The sequence below is a fragment of the Promicromonospora sukumoe 327MFSha3.1 genome (assembly GCF_000385135.1).
GTDB lineage: Bacteria > Actinomycetota > Actinomycetes > Actinomycetales > Cellulomonadaceae > Promicromonospora > Promicromonospora sukumoe_B.
This window is the reverse complement of record NZ_ARQM01000011.1, coordinates 58,935-82,353: the sequence shown is the minus strand read 5'-3', so window position 1 is coordinate 82,353 and position 23,419 is coordinate 58,935. Positions and strand designations below refer to the sequence as shown.

General features: G+C 74.3%; 21 protein-coding genes. 12 read left to right on the top strand and 9 right to left on the bottom strand.

The annotated features are described in order from the left end of the window. Nucleotides 1-8: 8 nt before the first annotated feature. From H291_RS0114145 to H291_RS0114135, 3 genes are all read right to left on the bottom strand, one after another. Nucleotides 9-1,127 (bottom strand): diacylglycerol/lipid kinase family protein, encoded by a 1,119-nt coding sequence (locus tag H291_RS0114145; RefSeq protein ID WP_020015661.1) that lies wholly within the window; start codon nucleotides 1,125-1,127, stop codon nucleotides 9-11. A gap of 33 nt (nucleotides 1,128-1,160) precedes the next feature. Further along, nucleotides 1,161-1,958 carry a glycosyltransferase family 2 protein gene (locus tag H291_RS30140; protein ID WP_142032120.1) on the bottom strand — a complete coding sequence of 266 codons (798 nt, stop codon included), beginning with the start codon at nucleotides 1,956-1,958 and terminating at the stop codon, nucleotides 1,161-1,163. Nucleotides 1,959-2,153: 195 nt separating this feature from the next. Then, nucleotides 2,154-2,978, bottom strand: coding sequence for a DUF5926 family protein (locus H291_RS0114135; protein WP_020015659.1), 825 nt, complete (start codon nucleotides 2,976-2,978; stop codon nucleotides 2,154-2,156). Nucleotides 2,979-3,063: 85 nt separating this feature from the next. Between H291_RS0114135 and H291_RS0114130 the strand changes: the two genes are divergently transcribed. Continuing rightward, nucleotides 3,064-4,452 carry a CoA transferase gene (locus tag H291_RS0114130; protein ID WP_020015658.1) on the top strand — a complete coding sequence of 463 codons (1,389 nt, stop codon included), beginning with the start codon at nucleotides 3,064-3,066 and terminating at the stop codon, nucleotides 4,450-4,452. 71 nt (nucleotides 4,453-4,523) lie between these two features. Here the strand turns inward: H291_RS0114130 and H291_RS0114125 are convergent, their stop codons facing one another. The 3 genes from H291_RS0114125 to H291_RS30135 form a co-directional block, all read right to left on the bottom strand. Continuing rightward, entirely contained in the window at nucleotides 4,524-5,405 is an 882-nt protein-coding gene (locus tag H291_RS0114125) for an LPXTG cell wall anchor domain-containing protein (protein ID WP_026365744.1), read from the bottom strand. 257 nt (nucleotides 5,406-5,662) lie between these two features. Continuing rightward, entirely contained in the window at nucleotides 5,663-7,084 is a 1,422-nt protein-coding gene (locus tag H291_RS0114120) for a hypothetical protein (protein ID WP_020015657.1), read from the bottom strand. A 171-nt stretch (nucleotides 7,085-7,255) separates the two neighbouring features. Next, a complete protein-coding gene (locus H291_RS30135; RefSeq protein ID WP_020015656.1) occupies nucleotides 7,256-8,737 on the bottom strand; it encodes a glutamyl-tRNA reductase in 1,482 nt (493 codons plus the stop codon). Nucleotides 8,738-8,786: 49 nt separating this feature from the next. On the opposite strand from H291_RS30135, the gene hemE reads away from it, so the two are divergent. The 6 genes from hemE to hemL all read left to right on the top strand — a co-directional run bounded on the left by hemE (nucleotide 8,787) and on the right by hemL (nucleotide 16,006). Beyond that, nucleotides 8,787-9,872: a uroporphyrinogen decarboxylase gene (gene hemE, locus H291_RS0114110; protein ID WP_051109492.1), complete on the top strand. Its 1,086-nt coding sequence runs from the start codon at nucleotides 8,787-8,789 to the stop codon at nucleotides 9,870-9,872. An 86-nt stretch (nucleotides 9,873-9,958) separates the two neighbouring features. Further along, nucleotides 9,959-11,551: a protoporphyrinogen/coproporphyrinogen oxidase gene (locus tag H291_RS0114105; RefSeq protein WP_020015654.1), complete on the top strand. Its 1,593-nt coding sequence runs from the start codon at nucleotides 9,959-9,961 to the stop codon at nucleotides 11,549-11,551. A gap of 123 nt (nucleotides 11,552-11,674) precedes the next feature. Then, nucleotides 11,675-12,745, top strand: a complete 1,071-nt coding sequence (gene hemC / locus H291_RS0114100; protein ID WP_020015653.1) for a hydroxymethylbilane synthase — start codon at nucleotides 11,675-11,677, stop codon at nucleotides 12,743-12,745. Then, nucleotides 12,742-13,551 (top strand): uroporphyrinogen-III synthase, encoded by an 810-nt coding sequence (locus H291_RS30130; protein ID WP_020015652.1) that lies wholly within the window; start codon nucleotides 12,742-12,744, stop codon nucleotides 13,549-13,551. The genes hemC and H291_RS30130 overlap by 4 nt, the downstream gene beginning before the upstream one ends. Nucleotides 13,552-13,676: 125 nt before the next feature. Continuing rightward, nucleotides 13,677-14,624: a porphobilinogen synthase gene (hemB, locus tag H291_RS0114090; protein WP_020015651.1), complete on the top strand. Its 948-nt coding sequence runs from the start codon at nucleotides 13,677-13,679 to the stop codon at nucleotides 14,622-14,624. After that, nucleotides 14,621-16,006, top strand: coding sequence for a glutamate-1-semialdehyde 2,1-aminomutase (hemL, locus tag H291_RS0114085; protein WP_020015650.1), 1,386 nt, complete (start codon nucleotides 14,621-14,623; stop codon nucleotides 16,004-16,006). The genes hemB and hemL overlap by 4 nt, the downstream gene beginning before the upstream one ends. A 109-nt stretch (nucleotides 16,007-16,115) precedes the next feature. On the opposite strand, the gene fdhA is transcribed toward hemL, so the two are convergent. Beyond that, nucleotides 16,116-17,336, bottom strand: coding sequence for a formaldehyde dehydrogenase, glutathione-independent (gene fdhA, locus H291_RS0114080; protein WP_026365740.1), 1,221 nt, complete (start codon nucleotides 17,334-17,336; stop codon nucleotides 16,116-16,118). Nucleotides 17,337-17,560: 224 nt separating this feature from the next. On the opposite strand from fdhA, the gene H291_RS0114075 reads away from it, so the two are divergent. Together H291_RS0114075 and H291_RS0114070 are read left to right on the top strand one after the other, a co-directional pair. After that, nucleotides 17,561-17,860 (top strand): hypothetical protein, encoded by a 300-nt coding sequence (locus H291_RS0114075; RefSeq protein ID WP_020015648.1) that lies wholly within the window; start codon nucleotides 17,561-17,563, stop codon nucleotides 17,858-17,860. A 161-nt stretch (nucleotides 17,861-18,021) separates the two neighbouring features. Beyond that, entirely contained in the window at nucleotides 18,022-18,489 is a 468-nt protein-coding gene (locus H291_RS0114070) for a hypothetical protein (RefSeq protein WP_020015647.1), read from the top strand. On the opposite strand, the gene H291_RS0114065 is transcribed toward H291_RS0114070, so the two are convergent. Then, a complete protein-coding gene (locus H291_RS0114065; protein WP_033326909.1) occupies nucleotides 18,455-19,198 on the bottom strand; it encodes a response regulator transcription factor in 744 nt (247 codons plus the stop codon). The genes H291_RS0114070 and H291_RS0114065 overlap by 35 nt on opposite strands. Before the next feature lie 49 nt (nucleotides 19,199-19,247). Beyond that, nucleotides 19,248-20,096, bottom strand: a complete 849-nt coding sequence (locus tag H291_RS0114060) for a rhamnogalacturonan acetylesterase (RefSeq protein WP_232216068.1) — start codon at nucleotides 20,094-20,096, stop codon at nucleotides 19,248-19,250. A 150-nt stretch (nucleotides 20,097-20,246) separates the two neighbouring features. Between H291_RS0114060 and H291_RS0114055 the strand changes: the two genes are divergently transcribed. From H291_RS0114055 to H291_RS0114045, 3 genes are all read left to right on the top strand, one after another. Beyond that, nucleotides 20,247-20,606 (top strand): metal-sensitive transcriptional regulator, encoded by a 360-nt coding sequence (locus H291_RS0114055; protein ID WP_020015644.1) that lies wholly within the window; start codon nucleotides 20,247-20,249, stop codon nucleotides 20,604-20,606. A gap of 68 nt (nucleotides 20,607-20,674) precedes the next feature. Beyond that, nucleotides 20,675-20,983 (top strand): heavy-metal-associated domain-containing protein, encoded by a 309-nt coding sequence (locus tag H291_RS0114050; protein ID WP_020015643.1) that lies wholly within the window; start codon nucleotides 20,675-20,677, stop codon nucleotides 20,981-20,983. An 87-nt stretch (nucleotides 20,984-21,070) separates the two neighbouring features. Continuing rightward, nucleotides 21,071-23,419 carry a heavy metal translocating P-type ATPase gene (locus tag H291_RS0114045; protein WP_084468230.1) on the top strand — a complete coding sequence of 783 codons (2,349 nt, stop codon included), beginning with the start codon at nucleotides 21,071-21,073 and terminating at the stop codon, nucleotides 23,417-23,419.

Below are 23,419 nucleotides of genomic sequence, written 5' to 3'. Positions count from 1 at the left end.
CGCGGGAGTCACGGGGCCCGGACCAGCAGCGCGCCTGCCTCCACGCGCACGTCGACCTCGACGGCCCGGCCGAGGGGATCCCCGTCGACCTGGGCCTCCTCGCCGGCCGGCACGCGGATGCGCGCCCGCCGGGCCTTGGTGTGGTCGATGCGGCCGAGCTTCTCGGGCAGCTCGTTCCGGACCCCCACCCCCTGCATGGCGATCTCCAGCGTCAGCTGGGCCCAGCCGAACACCCCGCCCCGCACGTCGACGGCCGCGACGTCCAGCACGCCGTCGTCGAGCACGGCGTCGGGCAGCAGGGTGACGCCGCCGGGAAGCATGCCGCAGTTGCCCACCATGATCGAGCGGGCGCGGGCGTCCACGGGCGGGTGGTCGTCGAGCTGCAGGGTGGCGCGCATGCGCCGCGCCTGCATGTGGGACAGCCCCGCGACGAAGTAGGCGACCCAGCCCACCTTCTTCTTCAGGTCGGAGTCGGCGGTCGCGACCATCGCGGCGTCGAACCCCAGGCCCGCGATGACCAGGAAGATGTGCTCGCGCTCCGTGTCGGGCTCGTGGTCGGGCTGGTTGGGGTGCTCGTCGTTGCGCGGGGTGTCCGCGAACTGCACCACCCGCAGCCAGCCGACGTCGATGGCCCGGGTGCGGCCGGTCAGGATCACGTCGAGGGCCTCGCCCACGCTGGTCAGCGGCAGCTCGAGGTTACGCGCCAGCAGGTTGCCCGTGCCGACCGGCAGCACGCCCATCGGCTTGCCCGTGCCCACCATGGACTCGGCGACGGCGCGCACGGTCCCGTCGCCGCCCGCCGCGATCACGATGTCCGCGCCGTCGGCCAGCGCCTGGAGCGCCTGGCCCTTGCCCGGGTCCTCGATCGTGGTCTCGTACCAGAGGGGCTCCGGCAGGCCGTGCGCCTCGCAGTGCGCGCGCACCAGCCCGGGCAGCGCGCCCGCGTGCAGCTTGGAGGGGTTCACCACGACGGCGACCCGGGGAGCCGCCTGCACGCTCTGCGGTACCGCCCGCTGTCCGTCCTGGCGCCGCATCCAGGCCTGCTGCGACCAGGCGCCGACGGCTACCGCAAGGACCAGTACGCCGATGCCGATCGCGACGATCCCGAGCCAGGCCTGCCACTCCATGGGGTCAGAGTACGGGGCCTGCCTGGGGGCCGATCAGCTGCGGACGTTCGAGCCCGCGTGCCGCACGGCGTCGACCGCGCCGCGCATCTTGCGGGCGTTCACGGCCAGCAGGACGTCGCGGTACTGGGCCGCCCGGTGGATCTGGCCCTTGAGGTCGTTGGCGGACGCCCGGTGCTTGAGGTCGCACGGCACCTCGACGGCGACGTACCCCTTGCGCAGCAGGTCGATCGTCATGCCCGTCTCGACACCCCAGCCGCGCGCGAGCGGCGTGGCGGCCTCGAAGGCCTCGCGGGTGAGGCAGCGCATGCCGGACAGCGGCTGCGACGGGCTCCAGCCCGTCATGGCCTCGATCGCCCGGCGGGACGCGCCGACGACGACGCCGCGGCCGCCCGCACCCGCCTGCTTGGGCAGCAGGGCGATCGCGAGGTCGGCCACGCCCTCGCGGACGGGGCGCACCAGCGGCGCGGTGTTCACCGCGGTGTCGCCGAGGTCGCCGTCGATGAACATGAGCAGGCGCGGGGGGCGCCCGTCGGCGTCACGCATGGCCACCACCGCGGCGCCGGTCTCCATCGCGGCGGCCTTGCCACGGTTGTGGGAGTGGCGCACGACGACGGCGCCGGCGGCACGCGCGACGTGCTGCGTGTCGTCCTCGGAGCCGTCGTCGACCACAAGCACGAGGTCGACGTGTGGGATCGCACGCGCAGAGCGCACGGTAGCGGCAATGCGCTCGGCCTCGTCCTTGGCGGGGATGATCGCCGCCACCCGCTGGACGTTCTTGCCTGCCTGTGCATTGCCGGGACGCGTGGTCTTCGCGACCGGGAGAGCGTTCACACCTGTCCTGCCTGAAGCGTCGATTTGCCTTGGTGGGTGTTCGGATAGCCCTTTGCTTGGTGAGTGCAAAGGTTTACCCCTGGAATCCTACTCCCTTGGTCCGCTAGTTGCCGAAACCAGGGTCGCTCGTGGCGATCCGCGGTGACAGCCCTAGCGTTCAGGGTCGCTCGCGCACGACCGGCCGGGGCGTCCGGTCTAGCGCAGGGTGACCTGCCGAGAGACGATACCTGCTCTTGCGCGTCGCTCGTTCGCATCAAGCGGCTCCTTGATGGAAAGTGCTTTCGCGAGCTTCTCGCCCAGCTCCTCGACCGGGCCCTCCAGGTCCTCGGCCTGCGTCCCCTTCGGCAGCTCCCAGACCGGGACCACCAGGCCGGACGCGCGAAACGCTCCCACGAACCTTCCACCCGCGAGCCCTGACTCCCGCTTTGCGTGCAGCCGGGAGATCGCGTCGATCACGTCGTCCTCGGGCTCCGGACGTGCCCAGCGGAGGAACTCGCGCGACATGCTGCACCAGTAGGCCGACTCGACCGACGGCACCTTGACGGTGGGGATCGCGCCGTCGGCGGCGTCCTCCAGGCTCTGCTTGAGGTCCGGCGTGACGTCGGCGCTCGGGTCCAGCCAGTAGTCGAACGTGTCGTGCACGGTGACCTCGAACGGGACGCTCAGGTCGAGCACGTCCTGCAGGCGCGGGCCCTCGCCCGGCAGCTCGACCGACTCGACGGCCGTGCCCGGCTCCAGCTCCATCGCGTCCAGCAGGGCGGCCGCGAGGTCGCGGCTCACGTCGCCCGAGCCGACGATGCCCTGCACCGCGAGCAGCAGCGTGCCGTCGGCCCGGTGCAGCGCCGTCCAGGCACCCGGCAGGAGCGTCACGACCGTGACGTCGCGGGAGCCGTACTCGGCGGTGGTGCGAGCGGTAGCGGTCGCCGACGGGACGATCTCGCGCATCGACACCCAGTCGGTCTCCCCGGGGAGACCTTCGAAGGGCCGGAGCACGAAGTCGGAGGAGGGGTTCTTGGCCATGCGGCGAGTGTATCCGCGCGGATGGAGGCAGATCTGTCGGGCCGGTGATGTTTTCGCAGCAGTGCGGGCGGGACATGATGGATGCGTGGAACCCTGGCTCGCCGCCCACCTGCCCGTGCCGGATCTCGCGCTCGACGCCGTCCGGTCCGTGCAGCGGGCGGCCGCGCGGGCCGGACGGCGGCCCGACGGCGCCGCCGGGCCGGCGGACCTGGCCCCGCTCGACCCCGCGCGGGTCGCGGCGGGCTTCGCGTCCGACCGGGTCCTCAGGCTCGACGGGGAGCCCGTGCCCGGGTTCGCCCCGCTCTCCGGGTTCTTCCGCACGGCCGACGGCTGGGTCCGCACGCACGCGAACTACCCGCACCACCGCGCCCGCCTCACGGACCTCGTCGCCCTGCCCGACGACGTCGGACGGGACGCCTTCGCCGAGCGCCTCGCCGGCCTCGCGGCGCACGACCTGGAGGGCCAGGCCGCCCGCGTCGGCGCGATCGTGGCGCGCGTGCGGACCGAGCAGGAGTGGCGGGAGTCGGCGCCCGGCCTCGCCGCCGCGTCGGGGCCGCTGGTGCGCGTACGGGTGCGGGACGGCGGGGAGCCGGGCGCCGGCGCCGAGCCGGGCGCGGGTCCGCGCCCGGGAGCGGGTCCGCGCCCGGGAGCGACCGGACGGCACCTCGCCCCCGGCCCGGCACCGCACGCGGTGGCGGACGGCGCCGCGCCGCTGGCGGGCGTCCGCGTGCTCGACCTGACGCGGGTGATCGCCGGGCCGGTGGCCACGCGGACGCTGGCGCTGCTGGGCGCGGACGTGCTGCGCGTGGACCCGCCGGACCCCGCGGAGATCGGCTGGCAGCACCTCGACTCGGGGCAGGGCAAGCGCAGCACCGTGCTGGACCTGCGGGACGACCGCGACCACCGCACGGCCCAGGACCTGCTCGACTCGGCGGACGTGCTCGTGACCGGCTACCGGCCGGGCGCGATCGAAGGACTTGGCCTGCGGGTGCCGCCCGGCGTGGTGACCGGCCGGGTCTCCGCCTGGGGCGACGAGGGCCCCTGGGCGGGCCGGCGCGGGTTCGACTCGATAGTGCAGGCGGCCAGCGGCATCGCGCTGCTGGAGGGCCGCGACGGGGTCCCTGGCGCGCTGCCTGCCCAGGCGCTCGACCACGCCTCGGGGTACCTGCTCGCGGCGGGCATCGTGGACGCGCTCGTCCAGCGGGACCACGACGGGCTCGGCCGCGACGTCTCGGTCTCGCTCGCCCGCACCGCGGCCTGGCTGCTGGACCTGCCGGGACGGGACCCGCTGCACCCGGCCGCCGCGGCGCCGTCGGGCAGCGGGCCGGACGACGGCCCCGGGGTGACCGTGACGCACGCGGGCGTGACCACGGCGCGGCCGGTGCTGCCGGGGTACGACGACTACCCGCACCCCGCGCACGCGTGGGGCACGGACGCTCCGGGCTGGCGCAGCCGCGGGGGCCAGCGGACCTGACCGGGCCGACGACGACGCCCGGGCCGTCCGGCCCGGGGCCCCGTCAGGTCAGGCCCGGCTCGGGAAGAACGTCAGGCGCGGACGCGGCTGCGGCGGGCGACCAGGAGCGAGCCCGCGCCGCCGAGGACCAGGGCACCGGCCGCCACCGTCAGGGCGGTGGCCTCGGCACCGGTCGTGGCGAGCCGGACGGGCGCGTCCAGCGTGGCCTCGGTGAGCGTGGAGGCGTCCTGCTCGATGCTCTCGGCCGCGGCGCCTTCGCCGGGGACGTACGCGGTGAGCTCGGCGCCAGAGGTGTCGACCTTCTCCGGCGTGCCCTCCCACTGCTGACCCGGCGCCTGCACGGCGCTCAGCGGCTCGGAGGCGGTGGCCACCGTCGTCGTGGTCGCGGTCTCGGCGGGCTTCTCCGCCTCGACAGGCTTCGGCTTCTCGGCGGGGGCGGCGGGCTTCTCGACCTCGGCCTCGACCTGCGGCTGGGCCTCGGCGGCCGAGTCGTTGGCCTCCTTGACGTACTCGCGGACGGCGTCGCGCACCTTCTCGCGGTCCTCGTGGCTCCAGCCGGCCTCGTGACCCTGCGCCTGGTTGCCGTGCGCCTGGTTGCGGCCGCCCTGCTGGGACTCGCCACGACCGCAGTTGCCACCGGAGCGGCCCTCGTCGGACCTGTCCTGGGACCCGTTGTACTGCGGCACGTCGTAGTTGGGCTGCGTGTAGGCGGACGGCTGGTACGAGCGCGGCGCCTGGTCGGAGTGGCGGCCGCCCTGGTGGCCGTCGCGACCCCGGTCGTGGCCGCGGTCGTAGTCCGCGGAGCGCCCGTCGTTCCCGCCGTGCCCGCGACCGTCGTGGGCCATCGCCGGGCTGGCGATGGCGGTCGCCGCGGTGGCGAGCGCGAGCGTCGCCACGACACGGGTGGCCGTGGACCGGGCGACGGACGAGGTCTTGACTGCGGCGTGCTTCATGAGAGCTGCTCCAGCTGATCGGCTACGACGGCCCGGAACCCGGGCTGGCTCGCACGTTACCTGATCGGTAATAGCAGGAAAAAGGGGTACACCGGAAAAACCTCATGCGATGGTAACGATCCGATAACAACGAACGAAAGAATGGAACCTTCTCAAAGCGCCGAAGAACGCAAACGGGGTGGAGCGCCAAAGGCGCTCCACCCCGCATACGTCAAGGTCAAGACCGAAGAGGCTGGGGTCCTCTCGGGGGAATCAGCTCAGGAGAGACCCCCCAGCAGGCCGCCGGTGAGGCCGCTCACGGCACCCCCGGTGAGTCCGTCCACGGTGCCGGTCACGCCACCCACGGTGTCCTTCACGGCGCCGCCGGTGACACCCTCGACGGTGTCGGTCACGGTCTTCACGGCGGGCTTGGCCACGCCGTCCACCACCACGTCCTTCACGACGGGCTTGGCGACGCCGTCCACGACGACGTCCTTCACGATCGGCTTGGCCACGCCGTCCACGACGGTGTCCTTGACGACCGGCGTCACGACGTCCTCGACGACGTTGCCCTTGACGACGTCCCCGACGACCCCGCCGAGCACGACGTCCCCGACGACCGGCTTGGCGACGCCGTCGACGACACCCGGCACCACGTCACGGGTCACGGTGCCCACGGCACCCGGGACCACGGAGCCCGTCACGTTGCCGACGGTCGAGGTGACGCCCGGCACGACGCTGCCCTGGACGGTGCCCACGGCACCCGGCACGACCTCGGTCACGGCGGGCTTGACGACGCCGTCCACGGCGACGTCGCCCACGACCGTCTCGACCGCACCGGCGGCCGGGGTGGTGACCTTGGCGACGATGCCCGGGACGCTCGCGACGACGCCGGGGACGTTCGAGACGACGCTGTTCACGACGCCACCCACGCCACCGAGCACGCCCGGCAGGTTCGCGGTGAGGCCGGCGACCGGAGCGGTCACGCCGCCCAACACGTTCGGCACGTTGCGGATCACGTCGGCCACGGTGGCCGGCACGCCGTCCACGGCGCCGCCCGCGACGCCCGCCACGGTGCCCGTGGCACCGGAGACGACATCACCCGCGGCCACGCCGCCCACGACGCCGTTCACGACGTCGCCCTGCAGCGCGCCGCCGGCGACGCCGTGCACGACGCCGGTCGCGTTGCCGACCACGCCCGTCGCGGTGCCGACGACACCGGTCGCGGTGCCGACCACGCCGCCGCCGAGCACGTTGGCCAGCGCCGCCTTGGCGGTGCCGGTCACACCGGAGACGGCCGAGCCGCCGGTCACGCCGGAGACGACACCGGAGACGACCTGGGGTGCCGCGCCCTGGAGGGCGCCGGACACGTACTGGGCCGGCTCGTAGTTGGGCGCGAGGGCCGTGGTGGGGGCGATCGAGGCGGGCAGCTCTGCCTTCTTCGCCACGTCCGTGACCACGTCGGTCGCGGGCAGCGACCCGGTCAGCTCGCTGAGGTCGATCGAGGTCGACGACAGGGCCGGGACGGTCGACTTCAGGCCCTCGGCGGTGGTGCCGAGGCCCCCGAGGGAGTCCAGCGGCGAGGTCTCGGCGGCCATGGCCGGCGCGGCCATGCTCGTGGCCGCGGTTGCGATGGCGACGGTCGCGATGGTCCGCGCGCCCGCCGATGCGGTCTTCTTCTTGTGTGCTGCGTGCTTCAAAAGTTGCTCCAGCATCTCGATGCGCAAATGCGCGTTCGGTCCTTGAGCCCCCGAACCTAGTGCGGACCACCGGGTGAATAAAATCACCCAGATCACGATTCGGTAACGAAGACAGCTTTGGACCCGAGATACCAGTCCGCCCGGCTTATCCGGACAATTATCACCGGTTGATTATCGGCGTGTGGGGTGGTCGGCGTCTCGCTGGGCGGACGCCTCCAGGGTCAGGGCCTCGGCGCCCTGCACCAGCGCGGCCTCCGCGGCACGCGCCTCGGCGGTGGCCCGCGCGCGGACGGCGACGATCTGGTCGTGCAGCTCGGCGTGCGCCCGCTTGCGCACGTCCCGGGCGATCACGTCGACGTCGGACTCCTCGGGGGCGGGCTCGCCGCGCAGCGCGAGCTCGTCGGTCAGCCGGGCGACGGCGGCGTCGATCTCGGCCACCACCCGCACCTCCGCCTCGTCCAGCAGGGCGACGACGGCGGCGTCGGCCTCGCGGCCCAGGCGCGTCTCCTCGAAGCGCCGGGCGGCGGTGTCCACGATTCCCTGCGCGTGCGCGACGACGTCCCGCGCGACCGCCGGCGCGTGCGCCTTCAGGGTGGCGAGGTCGTAGAGCAGCACGCCCTCGACGTCGGCCACGCGCGGGTCGACGTCACGGTGCAGGGCGAGGTCCAGGATCACGAGCGGGCGGGGCTCCGGCTCGTCGCCGGCGCGTTCCGCGGCCCGCTCCCGGGCACGCACCACCGCTGCGGCGTCGAGCACGTGGCCCAGGCTCGCCTCGGGGCCGCCGTCGCCCGACAGCCCCTGCGGCAGCACCGTCTCGCCGCCGAAGTTCCCGGCCACCATGGCGCCGAGCTGCTCGTCGTCGGACTCCGCACGCGCCGCGAGCGCCCGCCCGCGGGCGCCGCTGCAGCTCACCACGATGTCGGCGTCGGCGAGCGCCTCGACGAGCGAGTCGACCGACCGTACGCCGTGCGACTCCGCGAAGGTCGCGGCCCGGCCGGACTGGGAGAAGACGCCGATGTCCTCGCAGCCGCGGGCCCGCAGGGCCGCGACCGAGGCGCCCGCGTACGAGCCGGTGCCGATCAGCACGGCGCGCGCGCCGTCCCAGGGCGGCAGCTCGGTCTCGGCGAGGTCCAGCGCGAGGGCGACGACGGAGCGGCCCGCCGCACCGAGCTCCGTCTCCGTTCCGACGCGCTTGGAGGTGCGCGACGCCGTCTGGAACAGGAGCTCGAGGGTCTTGGAGGTGGTCTCCTGCTCGCGGGCGATGGCCAGCGAGCGCTTCACCTGGCCGGCGATCTCGCGCTCGCCCACGACCATCGCGTCCAGGCCCGACGCCACGGCGAACAGGTGCTCGGTGACCTCCGGGCCGGTGCGGACGGTGAAGCTGCGCGCGGCGACGTCGCCGGTCACGCCCGACGCGTGGGCCACGAGCTGCGCCACGTGGCGCGTCGCGTGCTTCACGCTGTCGCCGCTGAGCGGCGCGTCGACGTCGAGGTAGAGCTCGAATCGGTTGCACGTGGAGATGACCACGGCGCCGGCGACGGGGCCGCAGGTACCCACGACGACACGGCCCACTGACGACGAACCCGTGGACAGGCGCTCCAGCGCGTCGAGGTCGAGCTCGCGGTGGCTGGCGGTGAGGGAGAGGAGAACCACAGTGCTCCAACTTTATGCACCACGGCCGGGCAGGGCAGAATCGTGAAGCGTGAAGTCCACCACGATCACCCCTGCTCACCCGCTCGTCGACGGGCGGACCACCGCCGCACCCCTCGTGCAGGCGCTCCGGGGTGAACGTCCTGGTCGCACGCCTGTCTGGTTCATGCGACAGGCCGGCCGCTCCCTGCCCGAGTACCGCGAGGTGCGGCGGGGCACCGGGATGCTGGAGGCCTGCCTGCGGCCCGAGCTCGCGGCCGAGATCACACTCCAGCCCGTCCGCCGGCACGGCGTCGACGCCGCGGTCTTCTTCTCGGACATCGTGGTGCCGCTCAAGCTGGCCGGGGTGGGCGTGGACATCACGGCGGGCGTCGGTCCCGTGATGGACCAGCCGTACCGCACGGCCGAGGACGTCGCCCGGCTCACCTCCCGCACGCTGGACGACGAGGCCCTCGAACCCATCCGGGCGGCCGTCGCACTGACGGTCGCGGAGCTCGGGTCGACGCCGCTCCTCGGGTTCGGCGGCGCGCCGTTCACGCTGGCGGCCTACCTCGTGGAGGGCCGCCCGTCGCGCGACCACCTCGCCGCGCGCACCCTGATGCACGCCGACCCCGAGACGTGGGACGCGCTCGTGACGTGGACCGCCGACCTCACCGGGTCGTTCCTCCGGGCGCAGGTCGAGGCGGGCGCCAGCGCCGTGCAGCTGTTCGACTCCTGGGCCGGCTCGCTGTCCCTGACGGACTACACGTCGCGGGTCGCCGCGTCGTCCACGCGGGCGCTGTCGTACGTCGCGGACGCCGGTGTGCCCGCCATCCACTTCGGCACCGGCACCGGGCACCTGCTGCCCGCGATGCGCCAGGTCCTGGCCGACGCCGGCATCTCCGACCATGCCGTGGGCATCGACTACCGGACCCCGCTCGACGAGGCCGCGGCGCTGCTGCCGGGCGTGCCGCTGCAGGGGAACATCGACCCCGCGCTGCTGGCCGCCCCGTGGGACGTGCTGGAGGCGCACGTGCGCGACGTCGTCTCGCGCGGGCTCAAGGCGCCCGGGCACGTGGTGAACCTGGGCCACGGCGTACCGCCGGACACGGACCCGACGGTGCTGACCCGCGTGGTCGAGCTGGTCCACTCGTTGTGACCTCGTCGGGCGCGGCTGCGGGCGGCGGTGCCGGGGCGGGGCGTGCTGCTGAGGCGGGCCGTGCTGAGGCGGGCCGTGCTGCCGAGGTGGCCGACGCCGTCGTCGTCGGGGCCGGGATCGGCGGGCTGGTCGCCGCGCACACGCTCGCGGAGCGCGGGCTGCGCGTCGTCGTGCTGGAGGCCGCCGACCGGGCGGGCGGACCGATCCGGGGCGGGTCGTTCGGCTCGCTGCCCGACGTGCCCCTGGACCTCGGGGCCGAGTCGTTCGCGGTGCGGGGCGGGGCCGTGGAGCGGCTCGTCGCCGGACTCGGGCTGACCGTCGAGGCGCCCGCGGGCCTCTCCGCCTGGGGTTACGCCGCCGGGCGCGCCTTCCCGCTGCCGGCCGCCGGCGTCCTGGGCATACCCTCGCGGCCCTGGGCCGCCGACGTGCGCCGCGCGATCGGCTGGCCGGGCGTGCTTCGCGGCTCGCTCGACCGGGTGCTGCCGGCGCGGCTCGTGGACCCGACCGACCTCGGGGCCCTCACGCGGTCGCGGCTCGGCTCGCGGGTCGCGGACCGGCTGGTCACGCCGGTCGCGGCCGGCGTGCACTCGGCGCCGCTCGACCGGCTCGACGTCGCCGCCGTCGCCCCCGGGCTGCTGGACGCGTACGAGCGGACCGGGTCCCTGTCGCGCGCCGTGGCGTCCTTGCGGGCCGCGGCGCCGCCCGGGTCGGCGGTGCGCGGGATCGACGGCGGGGTCCACGCGCTGGTCGACGCTCTGGTGAGCCGGCTGGACGTGCGGTTCGGCAGTTCGGTCACGGGCCTGGAGCGCGTGGGCGACCGGGCCGGTGCGGGTGCAGGTGCTGCGGACGCCGTCGGCTCGGATGCCGCGGGCGGAGAGACTGCCGCGGGCACGGCCGGCGGGAACGCTGCCGCTGCGGTCGGCGGGAACGCTGCGACCGGGCCGGACTGGCTGGTGCACCTGGCCGACGGCCGGGCGCTGCGCACGCCCCGCGTGGTCCTGGCGACCCGCCCGGACTTTGCCCCAGACCTGGGACCTGACTCCGAGATCGGTCGGTCGCATCGAGACCGGTCGGTTGACGGACCGGCCTCGGTGCAACCGACCGAAGTCGAAGCCGCCGCCGATGCGGCCGCCACCCAGCGGACCACGCTGGAGCCGCCCGCGCGGCCAGAGCACGGGGCCGACATCTGGCTCGTCACGCTGCTGCTGGACGCGCCCGCGCTCGACGCCGCGCCGCGCGGTTCGGGGATGCTCGTCGCCCCGGGCACCGCGCCGGGTGCCGTCCGGGCGAAGGCGCTGACGCACGCGACCGCGAAGTGGCCGTGGCTCGCCCGCCGGGTGCGCGACGCCGTCGGGCCGGGGGTGCACGTGGTGCGCCTCAGCTACGGGCGCCTGGGCGAGCCGACGCCGGAGCCCACCACGCAGGAGGCCGTACGCGACGCGTCCGCGCTGCTCGGCGTCGACCTGACCGGACGCGTGCGGGACAGCCTGCACCAGCGCTGGGACGGGGCTCTGCCCCCGCCGACGCCCGCCTACCGGGCCGCCGTCCGGCAGTTCGAGGACGTCGTCCTGGCCGAGCCCGGCCTCGACGTCACGGGCGGCTGGATCGCCGGTACGGGGCTGGCGGCGATCGTCGCGCACGCGGGTCGCACTGCCGAACGGCTGAGCGAAGGGGCCTGAGGGAGGGTCCGGAGGGCGCGTTTCGGCGCGACGTTCTGACAACCCGTTACCAACCCTGTGAAATCCGTCCATCGGGCACCTTCCGGTTTCCTCCCGGCGGGGGTTCGGGTGGAGACTGGGTTGGTGACCCCGACCCCCCTGTCCGTCAGCACATCCGGAAGCACCCCGGCCGACGCCACGCCGATCCGCCTGGGTACCCGCGCGAGCGCCCTCGCCACGACCCAGAGCGGTCTGGTGGCCAGGCGCCTCGAGGAGCTGACCGGACGGCCGGTCGAGCTGGTGCACATTCGGACCGAGGGCGACGTGAAGACCGGGAGCCTCGCGAGCCTGGGCGGCACCGGCGTCTTCGTGACCGCGCTGCGCGAGGCGCTGCTCGACGGGCGCTGCGACGTCGCCGTCCACTCGCTCAAGGACCTGCCGACCACGCCCGCGGACGGCCTCACCTTCGTGACGCCCGAGCGCGAGGACCCGCGCGACGCCCTGTGCGCACGCGACGGCCTGACCCTCGCCACCCTGCCGCACGGCGGGCGCGTTGGCACCGGCTCGCCGCGGCGGGCCGCGCAGATCCGCGCCGCCCGGCCGGACCTCGACGTCGTGGACATCCGCGGCAACGTGGGCACGCGGCTCAACCGCGCGCTCGGCCCCGAGGCCGACCTCGACGCCGTGGTCCTCGCATACGCGGGGCTCGCACGCCTGGGCCGCACCGAGGTGATCAGCGAGGTGCTCGACGTCGACGTCGTCTCCCCCGCCCCCGGCCAGGGCGCGCTCGCCGTGGAGGTGCGCACCGCGGACATCGTGTCCGAGGCCGGTGCGCCGCCTGTCGCACCCGACCCTTCGGCGGGCTCAGGACACAGCCTCGCCGAGGCGATCCATCTGCTGGACCACCGGCCGACCCGCCTCGCGGTGCTCGCCGAGCGGTCCGTGCTGGCGCGGCTGGAGGCCGGCTGCGCCGCCCCGGTCGGCGCGCACGCGACGGTGTCGGGATCGGTGCTGCGCCTGCGGTCCGTCGTCGCCGCCGTGGACGGCTCGGAGCAGATGTCGCGCACCGGTGAGACGCCGCTGTCCCAGGACGTCGCGCCCGAGGCCCTCGACGCCGCCGCCCGCACGCTGGGTGTGGCCGTCGCCGAGAACCTGCTGGCCGACGGCGCCGAGCGGCTCGCACCGCTGAGCGCGACCGTCCCGGAGAAGGCGTGACCGAGCCGGTCCCCCCGGTGGTCGCGTCCAAGGGTGCGCCCACCGTCCTGGTCGCACGTTCCCCGGAGCGCGCCGCCGGGCTGCTGGCACTGCTGCGCGAGCGCGGGCTCGACCCGGTAGCGGCGCCCGTGATCGAGCGCGCTCCCGTCGAGGACCCGGAAGCGCTCGACGCCGCCCGCGAGCGCCTCGCCGCCGGCGCGTACGACTGGGTGGCGATCACCAGCGTGAACGCCGTGGACGCGCTGCTCGGCACGACCCCGGACGCCGTCCCGCACGCGGTCGGGCAGGGCGCCGCACCCGAGCCGGCGGGGGTCCGCTGGGCCGCCGTCGGGCCGGCGACGCAGCAGGCCCTGGCCGCGCACCGGGTCGCCGTCGACCTCGTGCCGGGGACCGCGACCGGAGCAGGCCTCGCCGACGCGTTCCCCACGGCGCCCGCCGACGCCGCGTCCCCTGCGGCGCCGGGCACCGCGCCGCGCGTGCTGCTCCCGCTCGGCGACCTCGCGGCCGATACCGTCCGCGCGGGCCTGGTGGCCAAGGGCTGGGTCGTCGACGTCGTGACGGCCTACCGCACCGTCTCGCACGAGATTCCGCCGGAGCTGCGGCGGGACTACGACGTCGTCGTGGTCGCCTCCGGGTCGGCCGCCCGCCAGGTCGCCGCCCAGCTGGGACCGCAGCGCGTGGTGGCGATCGGGGAGCCGTCGGCTCGCGTGGCGGGCGACGTCGGGCACACGGTGCTCGGCGTGGCCGAAGCACCCACCGACGCGGCCCTGGCCGCGGCCGTGACCGAAGCACTTGTCAGAACCTGATGCACCTGTCAGACCTACAGGTCACTCTGGTGACCTGTAGGTCTGACACGACAACGAGAGAGAAGGACATCGTGAGCTCCTCCGGGATCGTGTACCGGCCCCGTCGTCTGCGCGCCACACCGGGCATGCGCCGCCTGGTCGCCGAGACCCGCCTGCACCCTGCCGACCTGGTGCTGCCGCTCTTCGTCAAGGAGGGGCTCACCGAGCCCGCGCCGCTGACGAGCATGCCCGGGCAGGTGCAGCACACCGAGGAGTCGCTGGTCGAGGCCGTGCGGGCCGCGCGCGACGCGGGGCTGGGCGGCGTCATGCTGTTCGGCATCCCCTCGGTCAAGGACGCGAGCGGCTCGCAGGCCGACGCCGCGGACGGCATCCTGCAGCGGGCGCTGCGTGCCTCCCGCGCGGCGCTGGACGAAGGCCTCGCCCCCGGTGCCGCCACCCCGGTGCTGATGGCAGACACCTGCCTGGACGAGTTCACCGACCACGGCCACTGCGGCGTCCTGACGTCCACAGGGGCTGTGGACAACGACGCGACGCTGCTGCGCTACGCCTCCATGGCCGTGGCGCAGGCGAAGGCGGGCGCCGACGTGATCTCGCCGTCGGGCATGATGGACGGCCAGGTCGCGACGATCCGGGACGCGCTGGACGACGCGGGCTTCGCCGACACGAGCATCCTGGCGTACAGCGCCAAGTACGCGAGCGCGTACTACGGCCCGTTCCGCGAGGCCGTGGACTCGGAGCTGCAGGGCGACCGCAAGACCTACCAGATGGACCCCGCGAACGGCCGCGAGGGCCTGCGCGAGGCCGACCTGGACCTCGCCGAGGGCGCCGACCTGGTGATGGTGAAGCCGGCCGGGTCGTACCTGGACGTGCTGCGCGCCGTCGCCGACCGGAGCGACGTGCCCGTGGCCGCGTACCAGGTCTCGGGCGAGTACGCGATGATCGAGGCGGCCGGCGCGAACGGCTGGATCGACCGCGACCGCGCCGTCCTGGAGTCGGTCACGAGCATCAAGCGGGCGGGCGCCGACGTCATCCTCACCTACTGGGCCCTCGAGATCGCGGAGTGGATCAAGTGACCGAACCGAACGGAGACACCGTCGAGGCGCAGGGGCTGCGCCGGGCGCCCGAGGCGAACCACGCGGCGTTCCTGCGCGCGCAGGGCGCGATCCCGGGCGGCGTGAACTCGCCGGTCCGCGCCTACCGCAGCGTGGGCGGCGACCCGCGGTTCCTGGCCTCGGCCAGCGGCCCGTACGTCACCGACGTCGCGGGGCGCGAGTACGTGGACCTGGTCTGCTCGTGGGGCCCCGCGCTCCTGGGGCACGCGCACCCCGACGTCGTCGCCGCCGTGCAGGACGCCGCCGCGCGCGGCCTGTCGTTCGGCGCCCCGACCGTGGCCGAGGTCGACCTCGCGGAGGAGGTGCGCCGCCGGGTCCCCGCGGCCGAGCGCGTGCGCCTGGTCTCCACGGGCACCGAGGCGACGATGACGGCGATCCGCCTGGCCCGCGGCGTCACCGGACGGCCGCTCGTCATCAAGTTCGCCGGCTGCTACCACGGGCACATGGACGCGCTGCTGGCCGAGGCCGGCTCCGGCGTCGCGACGCTCGCCCTGCCGGGCTCGGCGGGCGTGACCGATGCGACCGCCGCCGAGACGCTGGTGCTCCCCTACAACGACCTCGCGGCCGTCGAGGCGGCGTTCGCGCAGCGCGGCTCCGAGATCGCCGCCGTCATCACCGAGGCGTCGCCGGCGAACATGGGCGTGGTGCCGCCGGTCGAGGGCTTCAACGAGGGCCTGCGCCGCATCACGTCGGCGCACGGCGCGCTGTTCATCATGGACGAGGTGCTCACCGGGTTCCGCGTGGGTCCGGCCGGCTGGTGGGGCGTCGAGAACGACGCGATCCGCGCCGCCGGGGGCGCGGGCTACACGCCCGACCTGTTCACGTTCGGCAAGGTCATCGGCGGCGGGATGCCCGTCGCCGCGCTGGGCGGGCCCGCGTCGGTCATGGACCACCTGGCGCCGCTGGGGCCCGTGTACCAGGCGGGCACGCTGTCCGGTAACCCCGTGGCGGTAGCGTCGGGCCTGACGACCCTGCGGCTGGCCGACGACGCGGTGTACGCCCACGTCGACGAGGTCTCGCGCGTGCTGTCGGACGCCGTGGGCGCGGCGCTGGCCGCCGAGGGCGTGGAGCACCGCGTGCAGCGCGCGGGCTCCCTGTTCTCGGTGTTCTTCGGGCCGCTGGCCGCGGCGTCGGGCGTGCGCGACTACGCGCAGGCCCAGGCGCAGGAGACGTTCCGGTACACGGCCCTGTTCCACGCGATGCTGGAGGCCGGGGTCAACCTGCCGCCGTCGGTGTTCGAGGCCTGGTTCGTCTCCGCGGCGCACGACGACGACGCCGTGAACCGGATCCTGGACGCGCTCCCGGCCGCGGCACGGGCGGCGGCCGCTGCGGCTCCGCGCTAGCCCGCCCGCGGGTCGAGCCTGTCGAGACCCCTCCGCTGGTCGAGCTTGTCGAGACCCGGGTCTCGACAAGCTCGACCAGCGGTGGCCGGCTCGACCAGCGGTGCCGCCGTCAGGCCGCCTTGATGTAGTCGTTCGGGTTCAGCACGAACTTCGTCGCCGCACCCTCGTCGAACTCGTGGTAGCCCGTCGGCGCGTCCGTCAGGGAGATCGCCTGGGCGTTGACGGCCTTGGCGATCTGCACCTTGTCGTGCAGGATCGCCTGCATCAGCCCCCGGTTGTACTTCATCACCGGGCACTGACCGGTCGTGAACGCGTGGGACTTGGCCCAGCCGAGCCCCAGCCGCAGCGACAGCGACCCGACCTTCGCGGCCTCGGTCGACGCCCCCGGGTCACCCGTCACGTACAGGCCGGGGATGCCCAGCGCACCGCCCGCACGCGTGACCTCCATCAGGCCGTTCAGCACGGCTGCCGGGTGCTCCGTCGCCGAGTCGGACCCGTGCCCGCGCGCCTCGAACCCGACGGCGTCCACACCGCAGTCCACCTCCGGCTCGCCCAGGAGCTGATCGATCTGGTCGCCGATCGGCCCGGCGGCGACGTCCACCGTCTCGCAGCCGAACGAACGCGCCTGCTCCAGCCGCTCCTTGTTGAGGTCGCCCACGATCACCACGGCGGCCCCGAGCAGGTGGGCCGACGCCGCGGCTGCCAGGCCGACCGGTCCGGCACCCGCGATGTACACGGTGGAGCCCACGCCCACACCCGCGCTCACGCACCCGTGGAAGCCCGTCGGGAAGATGTCGCTCAGCATCGTCAGGTCGAGGATCTTCTCCAGCGCCTGGTCCTTGTCGGGGAACTTGAGCGCGTTGAAGTCCGCGTACGGCACCAGCACGTACTCGGACTGGCCGCCCACCCAGCCGCCCATGTCGACGTACCCGTACGCCGACCCCGGCCGGTCCGGGTTCACGTTCAGGCAGATACCGGTCTTGCGCTCCTTGCAGTTGCGACAGCGCCCGCAGGCGATGTTGAACGGGACCGAGACGATGTCCCCCACGTCGAGGAACTCGACGTCCGGACCCTTCTCGACGATCTCGCCGGTGATCTCGTGCCCCAGGATGAGTCCGGGAGGCGCGGTAGTGCGGCCGCGGACCATGTGCTGGTCCGAGCCGCAGATGTTGGTGGACACGGTCCGCAGGATCACGCCGTGCGGCACCTTGCGGCCCACGTTGGCCGGGTTGACCCCGGGTCCGTCCCGGAGCTCGAACGTCGGGTAGTCGATGTCGACCACCTCAACCACGCCGGGTTCGCGGTAAGCGACCGCCTTGTTTCCAGGCATGTTGGGTTACCCCTTCCAGGTCATCCTTGAACTGGCTTCGGTCCCTTTTCACGCTACGCCGGGCCCCTGGGACTCTCATCCGCGACGGCGAACCTCATCCCCTCTGCCCGACGGCGTCCGCCGGTCCCGGGTGGGGAGTTCTCCCCACTGACCTGGGGGCGCGGTTCTGCCACGCTCTGCTCGCCGCGCGCAGGGCGTGCGCGGTCAGAGACAAGGGATCGAACATGGTTTTCTTCGGCTGGGGCAGCAAGAGCAAGACGGCGCCGCTGGACGCGGGGCGTGCCCTGGTGCTGCGCTACTCGTACTTCCACCTGTTCTGGATCCTGCGCGTGTCGTGGGGCCTGCGGTACAGCCTCGCGACCGCCACGGAGGCCGGGTGGGCCACGCGACCCCTCTCGGACGAGGAGGCCATGCAGCTCGATGCCCCGAACCGGCTCACGCTGAACTTCTGGTGGCGGTTCGGGCTGCTGCTGTGGGCGGCGGTGGCCGTGGTCGCGATCGTGATCGGGAACCTGACGCGCTGAGCAGCGCAAGCACGCCGGAGCGCGCCGAGCCCGGAGAACCTCAAGAAACCTCAAGTACCTCAAGACCGATCCTGAGCAGTCCTTGAGGTTCTTCGGCCGGGCGTTGAGTTCCGGCCCGCACCCTGGGAGTAGCCGCACAGGCACTCACGGGGAGGCGGGCCATGACCGAGATTCGACGACACACCGGGACCGGCGGGGCCGGGCGGTCCGCCCGCACCGGCTGCCCGGACGGCGGCGCGCCCGTACCCGAGCGGCCGGAACACTCTCTCGCCTCGGGCATCCTCGACGAGACCGTGCTCCGTGACCTCGACCAGGATCTCGGCGCGGAGACCGCCCGCCGGCTCGCCGACCAGTTCGCGGCCGGTCTCAGACGCCGCCTCGAGCTGCTCACCGTCGCCGCCCTGGACGGCAGCGTGTACGCCGTCTACGACACGGCGGCCGACCTGGCCGTGACCGGCGCCATGGTGGGGGCGGTCCCGCTGGCCCAGGCGTCCTGGGCGGCGGCGCAGGACGTGGCGCGCACGCGCACTGTCCCCGAGATCGACACGCTGATCCACCTCATGCGCCTGGCCCACCACACCGAGGCGGCACTGGTCAGGCGTTCTCGAACCGGTACCCCAGCCCCCTGACCGTGTGGATGAAGCGCGGGCTCGTCGGGCTGTCGCCGAGCTTGCGGCGGACGTTGGCCACGTGGACCTCGACCGTGCGCCGGTCCGCCTCGGTGACGGTGCCCCCGTAGCCGTGGTCGTCGGGCCAGAGCAGGCTGGCCAGGTCGCCCTTCGGCACCGGCCGGCCGCGCGCGTCGTGCAGGGCCGCGAGCAGCACGAACTCGGTGCGGGTCAGGTGCACGAGCTCGCCGCCCAGGCGGACCGTGCGGCGCGCGGTGTCGACCTCGAGCCGGCCGCTGTCGTCCGGAGCGGGGTCTGGTTCCCCCACGGGCCCGGCCGCCGGCGTCAGGTGTCCGGACCGGCGCAGGAGCGCGTCGATCCGCGCCCGGAGCTCGCGCGGCCGGAACGGCTTGGTGACGTACTCGTCGGCGCCGGACTCGAGACCCATGAGCGTGTCGACCTCGTCGACGCGGGCCGTGAGCATGACGATCACCGTGTCGGAGAAGGTCCGGACCCGCCGGACGACCTCGAACCCGTCGATGTCGGGCAGGGAGATGTCGACGGTGGTCACGATGGGCCGGTGCGCCTTCACCAGCGCCACGCCCTGGGCGCCGGTGGCGGCGGGGTGCACGGTGAAGCCGGCCTGCTGCAGGATGACCTCGATGACCTCACGTATGAGGTCGTCGTCCTCGACCACGACCGCTACGCCCCGTCCCCCTGACTGGTCCATCCGTCGAACGTAGCAACGACGACGCCGCTCCGCTGGTCACCGCACCGGATCAGGTCGCAGCAGGCGGTTCCTCCGGCCATGTGAACCACTCGACCGGGATGCTCTCGTCGAGGCGGCGCACCTGGTCCTCCGCGAGGACGCCCGCGGCGAGCAGGCCGCGCGCCACCATCCGGGCGACCAGGCGGGCGCCCGGGGTGTTGAAGTGGGTGTTGTCCTGCCGCCCCTCGTAGGTGTTCAGGAAGTACACCTGGGTGCCGTCGGGCCCGAGCTCCTGCCAGAGCGCCATGGTCTGCGCGGTGACGTCGACCAGGGGCACGCCCTCCGCGACGGCCAGCGCTCGCATCGCGTCCGGGTAGAACCCGTGCGTCGCGACGACGTTCCCGGCCGAGTCGAACCGGCGGCGCTCCGCCGGGGTCAGCAGCACCGGCCGCGCGCCCCGCTCCCGGGCGCCGTCGAGATAGCGGCGCAGGTGGGACGGGTAGGTGGTCCACGGGTCGCTGTGGACGTACGGGTGGGCCTTCTCGTCGTTGTGGCCGAACTGCACCAGCAGCACGTCGCCGGGGCGGAGGACGTCCAGGATCGCGTCGAGGCGCCCCTCGGTGATGAAGCTCTTGGAGCTGCGCCCGTTCATCGCGTGGTTGAGCACCTCGATCCGCGGTGCCACGTACCAGGACAGTCCCATGCCCCAGCCGGTCTCGGGGAAGACCCCGGCGTACTTCTGGGCCGCCGTCGAGTCGCCGGCGATGTAGATCCGGGGCGCCTCCTGGGCCTGGGCCTTCCGCGTCGCCGCGGGAACCACGGCGGGCGGCGCTACGGGGGAGTCGGTGGGTGCCGCGCTCGCCGTGAGGGCGAGCGGTCCGGCCGCGGCGAGCGCGGCGAGCAGGAGGCGGCGAGTCATCGAGGCGGGCATGCCGGCGGGAGGACCTCTCATGCAGAATCTGGGGTATTAAGGACGAAAGGTATCCGATCCTGGGAGGTGGTGAACGCCGCCCCCGGGCTGTGGCCCGGGCACTTGACTCACTACCCCATAGGGGTATCTCATGGTTGCATGACCGAGGCGACGGAGATCACCGAGGCGACCGAGGCCGCCACCCCGAACGAGCACGCGGCCGGTGCGCACGACGGGCCGCACGGTTACGCGTCCGACAAGACCGGCTACCTCAAGCGGATGCGCCGCATCGAGGGGCAGGTTCGCGGAATTGCCCGGATGATCGACGAGGACGAGTACTGCATCGACGTGCTCACCCAGGTCAGCGCCGTGACGAAGGCGCTGCAAGCGGTGAGCCTAGCGCTCGTCGAGGACCACCTGGGACATTGCGTGGTGGACGCGGCCAAGGCCTCCGACGCCGAGGGCGCCGCCAAGGTCCGGGAGGCCTCGGAGGCGATCGCACGCCTCGTCCGCATGTGACGGTCCAGGGACCCGAGCATGGCCGGCAGCATCCGCACGCCCAGCAGCCCACGAACCGAGGAGAACGCATGACCACCGTGACCAAGCTCGCCGTGACCGGGATGACCTGCGGGCACTGCGTGTCCGCCGTGACCAACGAGCTGCGCGGCGTGCCCGACGTCCAGGACGTCAGCATCGAGCTGCACGCCGGGGAGACCTCGCAGGTCCACGTGATCTCCAAGCTGCCGCTCGCCGAGGCCGCGCTGCGCGACGCCGTGGACGAGGCCGGCTACGAGGTGGCCGACGTCGAGGTGCTCGAGAACGCCGTGGCGGCCGAGTCCGCCGCCCAGGCCCCGGGCCGCCAGGCGACCCGCATGCTGCCGATCGTCCAGTCCTGATCGGACGCCCCACCCCCAGTAAGGAGCACCGTGCCTGCCGCTGAGGCCCTGCACCCCCTCGGCGAGGTCGAGCTCGCTGTGTCCGGCATGACGTGCGCCTCGTGCGTCGCCCGGGTCGAGCGCAAGCTCAACCGGCTCGACGGCGTCGCCGCGACCGTGAACCTGCCCCTGGAGTCGGCCCACGTCGTGCTCTCGGCCGACGTCACCGACCAGGACCTGGTCGACGCCGTCGAGTCCGCCGGGTACGAGGCGCGCGTCACGCGCCGCCGCACCGCGGACGGGGCGGCCGCGGACGACGCCGGTCCCGGCGCGGAGGACGCCGCCGGTCCCGGCGCGGCCCCCGGCGACGGGTACCGCGGCGACGACCTGCTCCGCCGCCTGCGTGTCTCGGCCGTGCTCACCGTCCCGGTGCTGCTGCTGTCGATGGTGCCCGGGCTGTCCTTCCCGGGCAGCGAGTGGCTGGTCGCCGCGCTGGCGCTGCCCGTCGTGGTGTGGGGCGCCTGGCCGTTCCACGCCGCGGCGTTCCGGGCCGCCCGGCACGCGAGCTCCACCATGGACACCCTCGTCTCGATCGGCGTGGTCGCGGCGACCCTGTGGTCTCTCTGGGTCCTGGTCGCCGGCGTCGTCCGGCCCGCGGAGCACGGCATGGGCCCGGCCGTGTACTTCGAGGTCGGCGCCGTGGTCACCACGTTCCTGCTGGCCGGGCGGTACGCCGAGCACCGGTCGCGGCGCCGCGCGGGCGACGCCCTGCGCGCCCTGCTCAGCCTGGGCGCCAAGGACGCCGAGCGCATCGCGCTCGGCCCGGACGGCACGCCCCTGCGCGTGCCCGACGGCGGCTGGCGCACCACCGCGGTGCCGGTGGCCGCGCTGCAGGTGGGGGACGTGTTCGCGGTACGCCCGGGCGGCACGGTCGCCACGGACGGCACGGTGGTGGAGGGCGTCTCGGCGCTCGACACGTCCCTGGTCACCGGCGAGCCCGTCCCCGTGGACGTGTCCGCCGGCGACGACGTCGTGGGCGGCACGGTGAGCATGTCGGGGCACCTGCTGGTGCGCGCGACCCGCGTGGGCGAGGACACGATGCTCGCCCGCATCGGGCGGCTCGTGGCCCAGGCCCAGACGGGCAAGGCCCCCGTGGCGCGGCTCGCCGACCGCATCTCGGCGGTGTTCGTGCCGGTCGTGCTGGTGCTGGCCGTGCTGACCCTGGCGGGCTGGCTCGCCGTGACCGGCGACGTCGAGGCCGCCTTCACCGCCGCCGTCGCGGTGCTGATCATCGCCTGCCCGTGCGCGCTGGGGCTGGCCACGCCCACGGCGATCCTGGTCGGCACGGGCCGCGGCGCCCAGCTCGGCGTGCTGATCCGCGGGCCGGAGATCCTGGAGAGCACGCGCCGCGTGGACACGGTGGTGCTCGACAAGACGGGCACGGTCACCGAGGGCCGCATGCGCGTGGTGGACGTGTGGAGCCCCGACCGGAGCCCCGCGATGGCCGGCGTCGGCCACTCGGCCGCCGACGACGCGAACCACCTCACCAACGCCCCGGAGGTGCTGCGGTACGCGGCCGCCGTCGAGGCGCTCAGCGAGCACCCGATCGCGCGGGCCGTCGCGGCCGCGGGCCGCGCCGCCGCCGACCCGGACCCCGAGACGCCCCTGGAGGTCACGGGCTTCGTGGCGCACCCGGGCGGCGGTGTCGAGGGCCTGGTCCGGCGGGCGCACGCCGGGCTGACGCCGGACGGCGCGCTGAACACCCGGCGCGTCCTGGTGGGCCGCCCGGACTGGCTCGCCGAGCAGGGGGTGACGGTCTCCGCGGAGGTGCGCTCCGCCGTCGGGCAGCAGGAGAAGGCCGGGGCGACGGCCGTGGCCGTCGCCTGGAACGGGGCCGCGGGCGGTGTGATCGCGCTGCGCGACCCGGCCAAGGCGACGTCGGCCGAGGCCGTCGCCGAGCTGACCGGGCTGGGCCTGCGTCCCTACCTGCTGACCGGCGACTCGGCGGGCGCGGCCCGCGTCGCGGCCGAGGCCGTGGGCATCCCGCAGGAGGACGTCATCTCGCGGGTGCTGCCCGCCGACAAGGCCGCGGTGGTGGCCCGGCTGCAGGCCGAGGGCCGCACCGTGGCGATGGTGGGCGACGGCGTGAACGACGCCGCCGCCCTGGCCACCGCCGACCTGGGCCTCGCGATGGGTACCGGCACCGACGTGGCGATCGAGGCCGGCGACATCACGCTGGTCCGCGGCGACCTGCGGGCCGCCGCGAGCGCCGTCCGCCTGTCCCGGAAGACCCTGCGGGTGATCAAGCAGAACCTGTTCTGGGCGTTCGCGTACAACGTCGCGGCGCTCCCGCTGGCGGCGGCCGGGCTGCTCAGCCCGATGATCGCGGGCGGGACGATGGCGGCGAGCTCGGTCCTGGTGGTGGCGAACTCGCTGCGCCTGCGCCGCGCCGGCTGA

Coding starts and splice junctions, on each gene's coding strand:
- H291_RS0114050 (WP_020015643.1), top strand. CDS start 20,675: ATGACCACCGTGACCAAGCTCGCCGTGACCGGGATGACCTGCGGGCAC.
- H291_RS0114125 (WP_026365744.1), bottom strand. CDS start 5,405: ATGAAGCACGCCGCAGTCAAGACCTCGTCCGTCGCCCGGTCCACGGCC.
- H291_RS0114065 (WP_033326909.1), bottom strand. CDS start 19,198: ATGGACCAGTCAGGGGGACGGGGCGTAGCGGTCGTGGTCGAGGACGAC.
- H291_RS0114075 (WP_020015648.1), top strand. CDS start 17,561: ATGGTTTTCTTCGGCTGGGGCAGCAAGAGCAAGACGGCGCCGCTGGAC.
- hemB (WP_020015651.1), top strand. CDS start 13,677: ATGCGCCGCCTGGTCGCCGAGACCCGCCTGCACCCTGCCGACCTGGTG.
- H291_RS0114055 (WP_020015644.1), top strand. CDS start 20,247: ATGACCGAGGCGACGGAGATCACCGAGGCGACCGAGGCCGCCACCCCG.
- H291_RS0114135 (WP_020015659.1), bottom strand. CDS start 2,978: ATGGCCAAGAACCCCTCCTCCGACTTCGTGCTCCGGCCCTTCGAAGGT.
- H291_RS0114060 (WP_232216068.1), bottom strand. CDS start 20,096: ATGACTCGCCGCCTCCTGCTCGCCGCGCTCGCCGCGGCCGGACCGCTC.
- H291_RS0114145 (WP_020015661.1), bottom strand. CDS start 1,127: ATGGAGTGGCAGGCCTGGCTCGGGATCGTCGCGATCGGCATCGGCGTA.
- H291_RS0114070 (WP_020015647.1), top strand. CDS start 18,022: ATGACCGAGATTCGACGACACACCGGGACCGGCGGGGCCGGGCGGTCC.
- fdhA (WP_026365740.1), bottom strand. CDS start 17,336: ATGCCTGGAAACAAGGCGGTCGCTTACCGCGAACCCGGCGTGGTTGAG.
- H291_RS0114045 (WP_084468230.1), top strand. CDS start 21,071: ATGACGTGCGCCTCGTGCGTCGCCCGGGTCGAGCGCAAGCTCAACCGG.